This window comes from Corynebacterium sp. HMSC11D10, assembly GCF_001806995.1.
Taxonomy (GTDB): Bacteria; Actinomycetota; Actinomycetes; order Mycobacteriales; family Mycobacteriaceae; genus Corynebacterium; species Corynebacterium coyleae.
This window is the reverse complement of sequence record NZ_KV787025.1, coordinates 23,088-29,258: the sequence shown is the minus strand read 5'-3', so window position 1 is coordinate 29,258 and position 6,171 is coordinate 23,088. Positions and strand designations below refer to the sequence as shown.

Here is a 6,171-nt window from a genome sequence, read left to right as displayed (position 1 = left end):
CGGAATACCCCTACCAACTACGCGCACTCAGCAAGAAGTTCTTTTGCATCTTCAGACCCCTCGGCTTGAACTGCGGCACTCAGCTCAGGCAGCGCTGCGTGGTAGACCATGTCGATATCACCGGTTCCCAAAGCCAGTGAAGAAATCCTTGAAAGCATTGGCTCAGCAGTGACTGCGATGATGTGCGGTGAACGTCCTTTGCGGTTTCGAATTAAGTTAAGTGCTTCCGCGCGTGTGTTCTGTGCTCGGTCACTTCGCATAGTCAATTTGCAGCTGATAACTGCATGAAGAATTTCAATCGGTTCGGAAGAATTTGCCGCTCGAAACGGGGAAGCGAGACCTGAGAGCGAGTCGACCATAACGTGTTGGCTATTTAGCGATTCATCATTGATTGCTGTTCGGGTGACGAGAATATCCGGGCTAATGGTGTAGGAATTGCCAAGCGCAGCAGCTAGTTCTGGCGTTTCGCGAACTGCCTGGGTTAGGTCCGCTAGATGACGATAAGGTTCATAGTTTTCTACATGTCCGCTACGTCGCGAGCTGCCAATCGCTTCAGCGCTCCAATCACCCGGACGAACTGATTGAAGAAAAGGAAACGTTCCTCTGATAAAAGAAGCGACGGCTTCTTCGAAGAGCGAACCTGAGGATTGGCCCTTCATTTTCGCTTGGGTTTTGGCGCCCAGAGTACGAGCCATGTGAAACGCGATTTTCTTACTTGCGTTGCTATTGCTGTCTGCGATGGAGGCGACTCCTGAAGGTGAAATTGACACAATTCCCTGGAGGACAAGCCGCTGATGGAACAGCTCGCGGTTAGCTGTGATTATGGACTTGTTGGCTTGGCCATTTGCGGTCATGAGGGGAACTCTAACAGAGCTAAATCTGGTCGCTCGGGTTGTGCAGTGAAATTGGAGGACGATACCGACTGCTTGTTTAGTGCGGCGGTAATAGACCGTCCGACAGCAGCGGCGACTGGCGGCGGAAAAGCATTACCTACTTGCTTCCAAGCTGCAGTTTTACCGCCTTGCCATTTCCAATCCTCAGGGAATCCCTGTAATACTCCTCCCATTTTGACCGTTAGCCGCGGCATCTCAATCGCGGGGTCGATGGGAAAGTCATGTCCCGGTGCGTCTTCTGCGATGGACGAACCTTTGATGCCGAGTTTGGCCCATGCTTCACGTGCGCGAGTTGGTCCCACATCTGGGCCACCATGCTTCTTGCTTCCTCCGACAAGCGTTGGCCCAATATCTTGGGCATTTTCTGCCCACTTCTTGGCTCCAGGCCAGCCATTGGCGGCCATCAAGTCGTAGAGAGCGTTTCCAACCGTGAAAAATCGGCCGACAGGTTCGGGCCAATCGAAAAAATCCGCATACTCAGTTTTTAGAGCTACCAATATGAAACGAGGGCGCAATTGTGGCAAACCGTAATCAGCGGACGTAATGAGTTCCCAAAATACCCTGTATCCTAATGTCTCAAATTCGCGAATCAATTCACTGCGGTAGGCAGCAAATCTTGGTTGAGACAAACCTCTGACATTTTCCAGCATTACGGCCTTGGGATGCGCGATTCGCGTCAGTTCGAGCGCACGTGGGAACAAATCACGCTCGTCATCTCTACCAAGTTGTTTGCCTGCAATGGAAAACGGCGGGCATGGGACCCCTCCGGCAAGTAGGTCTAGATCCTCGGAGTAAGGAGTGATATCGAAGTTGAGTACGTCACCCTCAATCACGTTCCAGGATGGTCGGTTTGCTCGGAGAGTCGCCGCGGCATGCGGATCAAGTTCCACCGCAGCGCGAAGGTTGAAACCTGCTTCTTCAAGTCCGAGTGCCTGACCACCTGCGCCGGCGCAAATCTCAACGGAAGAAAACGGAGTGTTCATTAAGCATCAGCCTATAGGTTGAAAGCGTATTAGAGAAACGTCATTACGTTTTGTGGGCGAAAAACACGTTAGAGAGGTTGGGGGACAAGGAAACGAATATATCGAAAATGTGTGCGATGGTGAATTTTCGGTCCCACGCAAGAAAAGGGTCCGCGGTAGCCCCGCGGACCCTCGTCCATACGCAAATGCTCTTAGATCTCTGCCTTGTCGATCACGTCGCGCAGGGTTTGGGCGGAGTGGTGGAACTTGGCGGTCTCGGTGTCGTCGAGACGGAGCTCGACGACGTTGCGCACGCCGCTGCGGTTGAGCACGGTTGGGGTGCCGATGTAGATGTCGTTGAGGCCGTACTCGCCCTCGAGAAGCGCGGAGACCGGCAGGACGACGTCCTCGTTGCGCAGGATTGCGCGCGTGATGCGGGCGAGCGCGTTGCCGACGCCGAAGGACGTGTTGCCTTTGCGTTTGATGATGTCGTAGGCGGCGTCGCGGGTCCGCACAAACATCTCGTCGATCTGTGTGTAAATTTCCGGATTGCGGGCGGCTTCCGTCTCAAGCAGAGCGGGGAGGGGAACGCCACCGATGGAGCCGGAGGACAACACCGGCAGTTCGGTGTCGCCGTGCTCGCCGATGATGTGGGTGTGCACCGCAGAGGGAGCGATGTCGAAGTACTGGCCCAGGTTGTGGCGCCAGCGCGCCGTATCCAGCACGGTGCCTGCGCCGATGACCTGGTTCGACGGCAGGCCGGTCTGCTTCCAGGACACGTAGGTCAGCACATCCACTGGGTTGGTGGCCACGACGTAAATGCCGTTGAAGCCGGAGGCCATGACTTGTTTGTTGATTGACTCGAAAATCTTCACGTTGCGCGCCACAAGATCCAGACGCGTCTCGCCATCGCGCTGCGCAACACCAGCGCAATTGACCACGAGTGCGGCATCTTTGCAGTCCTCATACGTGCCAACCGTGACATCCATGTGGTGGCCAGAAAACGGGATCGCGTGGTTGAGGTCTTCTACCTCTGCCCATGCAAGATCCTCGTTGAGGTCGATAATGGCCAGGTGGTCTGCCAGACCCTGGTTCAAGATGGCGTAGGCGTACGCGGTTCCGACAGCGCCGGCGCCGATAAGGACAACTTTTGAACCTTGAGTGACAAACATATGACCATTATTCCATGTGTTGATTACGGGCAGCGGGGTGGGTTGGTGGCTTCGAGGTTACTTCGGTAAACCGCTTTTTAAAGGGCGAATGCTGGATAACATCTATTGATGTCCAAGACAATCAAAGGAGCATCATGCTAAACGTGACAGACCTGCGAGGGCGAGAGACCTCGGTACGAGAACTGCGTGCAATTCTTCCTCGTGCGGGCACCGATGTTGGCTCCGCAGCAGAACAGGTCGCGCCGATTGTCGACGACGTCCGTAGCCGCGGTGCCGAGGCAGCACTCGAATACGGGGAACGTTTTGACGGCGTACGCCCGGAAGCGGTTCGAGTTTCTGCGGATGCCATGCGGGCTGCATTGGATGGTTTGGACGCTGATGTTCGAGCTGCACTGGAAACCTCAATTCGCCGGATCCGACAGGTGCATGCTGAGCAAAAGCCAGCTACACGCAAAACCGAACTCGCGACAGGAGCAGTTGTTACGGAGGTGTTCCGCCCGGTACGTCGTGTGGGGCTTTACGTGCCAGGCGGCAAGGCGGTGTACCCGTCGAGTGTGCTGATGAATGTGATTCCGGCCCAGGAGGCGGGCGTGGAGTCCATGGTGGTGTGCACCCCGCCGCAGGCAGACTTTGACGGTCAGCCGCACCCGACGATCCTCGCCGCATGTGCGCTGCTTGGTATCGACGAGGTCTGGGCCGTTGGCGGCGCACAGGCGGTGGCGCTGATGGCCTACGGTGACGATGACCTCGAGCCGGTCGACATGATCACCGGCCCCGGCAACGTGTTCGTTGCAGCGTCTAAGCGCCTGGTCAACGGCGTAGTTGGCATTGACGCGGAAGCCGGTCCGAGCGAGATCGCGATCATTGCCGACGACACCGCCGACCCCGTCTACCTGGCCTACGACCTGATCTCCCAGGCGGAGCACGACGAGCAGGCCGCATCGATTCTGATTACGGATTCTCCGGAGCTGGCTGGTCTCGTCGATAAGGAAATTGCGAGCCGCTACGGCATCACGCTCAACGCTGACCGCGTGCGCGACGCGCTGGAAGGCCCGCAGTCCGGGATTTTGATTGTGGACGATATTCAAGCCGCGGTGCGCGTGACCAATGTGTACGCGCCGGAGCACTTGGAAATTCATACCGCGAATGCGCAGGCTGTGGCGCGCGAGATCAACAATGCCGGCGCTATCTTCGTCGGACCGTACTCGCCGGTGCCACTGGGGGATTACTCAGCAGGTTCGAACCACGTGCTGCCAACGTCAGGTACCGCAAGGTTTGCCGCGGGGTTGAGCACGCACACCTTCCTCAAACCGATGAACATCGTCGAGTACTCCGCTGAGGCACTGGAAGAGGTCGCGGATGCCGTGATCACCCTTGCAGACGAAGAAGGCCTCCCCGCACACGGGGAGGCCATCAAGGCAAGGCGGGGCTAGCCGCCAGAGGCGAGGTACGTACTACTTCGCCTCGTACTCATACTCAGTCTCGGCGACAGCCTGTGGACGACCGGTGACGAAGTACAGGATGGTCATCACGATCAGGAAGCCCACACCGACGGCGAGTGCTACGTGGTATTCAGGCAGCCACACCATCGTGCCAAAGGTGAAGAGGATAAACGCCACCGCGAACCACTGGCCATAAGGCCAGAACGGAACCGGGAACTTCAACGCCTTGACCTCTTGGGCGGTCATCTCGCGGCGGGAAGCGATGTGTGCGATCAGAATCATCAACCAGACGAAGATGGTGGCAAAGGTTGCAAGTGCTGCAATGGTGCCGAAGATGTCCGGGTAACGCTGGTTCAGGTACACACCGACGATCAGGGCGACGATAAGCATGGCCACAGTCATCACCGGAACATCGCGGTAGGTCTTTGCCATGGACTTCGGCGCCAGGTTTTCCTTGGCCAGACCTGCAAGCACACGACCGGTGGAGAACAAGTCAGCGTTAATCGCCGACAGGGAAGCGCTGAGCACAACCACGTTCAGCAGAGCTGCGGCCCAGCTCACGCCGAGGGTGTCAAAGATCTGGACGAACGGGGAATCATCACCGTTAATCGTGCGCCACGGGTTGATCATCAAGATGACCAGAATGGACAGTACGTAGAAGATCAGGATGCGCATCGGGACAGTGTTGACTGCCTTCGGGATAGAGCGGTCCGGATCCTCAGCCTCAGCGCCCGCGACACCGATGATCTCGGTGCCACCGAAAGCGAAGAGGACGAGGATGAACGAGGCTGCCATGCCGGAGAAGCCGTTAGCGAAGAAACCACCGTCGTTCCAGAGGTTGTCAATACCCATTGCCTCTGGGGACTCACCAATGTTGAAAATAAGGATTGCAGCGCCGCCGATGATCATGGCGACCACTGCGCCGACCTTGATCAGGGTGAGCATGAACTCGAGCTCGCCAAACAGGCGGACAGCGGCCAGGTTAGCTGCACTGATGATCAACAGTGTGACGGTGATCCAGACCCATGCGGGTGTTGTGGGGAACCAGAACTTCATATAGATCGTGATTGCCGTTAAGTCAGCCAGACACACGATCATCATCTCGAAGGCAAACATCCAACCGGTGATGTAGCCACCGAGGCCGCCCAGGTACTCGCGGCAGTAGACCGCGAAGGAGCCACGCACTGGGTGACGGACGCTCATCTCGCCGAGAGCTCGGAGGATGAAGTACATCACCGCGCCACCCAGGAGGTAGACGAGGAGCACAGAAGGACCAGCCGCCTGGATTGCGCCGGCGGAGCCGTAGAACAGGCCGGTACCAATCGCTGAGCCCAGAGCGATGAAGTGGATGTGGCGGGCCGTCAAACCTGGCCGTTTCGGTTTGGGAGTGTCTTGTTGTGTAGGTGCAGTCATGGTGGACATTAACTGTGCTCTTTCAAATGACAATGTGCGAATCGAAGTGCGAATCGAATCGCTACGGGAAAATATTGGTGATGACATTGCCCATGGCTGGGCTGCGTCTTCCCGGTTTGACCTTCCGGCGGTGGCACAGTGATTGGGGGCTCGCCGCGGGGGAGGGTCTCCGGGTGCGCGGCGTGTTCCGACGAATCCTTGACGCTAACGAAAAATCCCCCGCGCTTTGCTGCGAAGGGCAGTTAGCGCAGGGGCGAAAAAGTCGGCCGACACCGCGCTACAGATGATG

At 57.1% G+C, this 6,171-nt stretch carries 5 protein-coding genes; 1 reads left to right on the top strand and 4 read right to left on the bottom strand.

Going from position 1 to position 6,171, the window contains the following annotated elements; translation table 11 throughout:
• Window positions 1-17: 17 nt before the first annotated feature.
• The 3 genes from HMPREF3120_RS11645 to HMPREF3120_RS01525 all read right to left on the bottom strand — a co-directional run bounded on the left by HMPREF3120_RS11645 (window position 18) and on the right by HMPREF3120_RS01525 (window position 3,027).
• Window positions 18-854, bottom strand: a complete 837-nt coding sequence (locus HMPREF3120_RS11645; protein WP_083284729.1) for an NgoMIV family type II restriction endonuclease — start codon at window positions 852-854, stop codon at window positions 18-20.
• Entirely contained in the window at window positions 851-1,876 is a 1,026-nt protein-coding gene (locus tag HMPREF3120_RS11640; protein WP_083284728.1) for a DNA cytosine methyltransferase, read from the bottom strand. Before HMPREF3120_RS11640 ends, HMPREF3120_RS11645 begins: the two co-directional genes overlap by 4 nt.
• A gap of 191 nt (window positions 1,877-2,067) precedes the next feature.
• Window positions 2,068-3,027, bottom strand: coding sequence for an L-lactate dehydrogenase (locus tag HMPREF3120_RS01525; protein WP_070450199.1), 960 nt, complete (start codon window positions 3,025-3,027; stop codon window positions 2,068-2,070).
• Window positions 3,028-3,161: 134 nt separating this feature from the next.
• Between HMPREF3120_RS01525 and hisD the strand changes: the two genes are divergently transcribed.
• Window positions 3,162-4,460 (top strand): histidinol dehydrogenase, encoded by a 1,299-nt coding sequence (gene hisD, locus HMPREF3120_RS01520; RefSeq protein ID WP_070450196.1) that lies wholly within the window; start codon window positions 3,162-3,164, stop codon window positions 4,458-4,460.
• A 21-nt stretch (window positions 4,461-4,481) separates the two neighbouring features.
• Here hisD and HMPREF3120_RS01515 read toward each other — a convergent pair whose 3' ends face one another.
• A complete protein-coding gene (locus HMPREF3120_RS01515) occupies window positions 4,482-5,891 on the bottom strand; it encodes an amino acid permease (RefSeq protein ID WP_070450193.1) in 1,410 nt (469 codons plus the stop codon).
• Between the last annotated feature and the right edge of the window lie 280 nt (window positions 5,892-6,171).

Coding starts and splice junctions, on each gene's coding strand:
- hisD (WP_070450196.1), top strand. CDS start 3,162: ATGCTAAACGTGACAGACCTGCGAGGGCGAGAGACCTCGGTACGAGAA.
- HMPREF3120_RS01515 (WP_070450193.1), bottom strand. CDS start 5,891: ATGTCCACCATGACTGCACCTACACAACAAGACACTCCCAAACCGAAA.
- HMPREF3120_RS11645 (WP_083284729.1), bottom strand. CDS start 854: ATGACCGCAAATGGCCAAGCCAACAAGTCCATAATCACAGCTAACCGC.
- HMPREF3120_RS01525 (WP_070450199.1), bottom strand. CDS start 3,027: ATGTTTGTCACTCAAGGTTCAAAAGTTGTCCTTATCGGCGCCGGCGCT.
- HMPREF3120_RS11640 (WP_083284728.1), bottom strand. CDS start 1,876: ATGAACACTCCGTTTTCTTCCGTTGAGATTTGCGCCGGCGCAGGTGGT.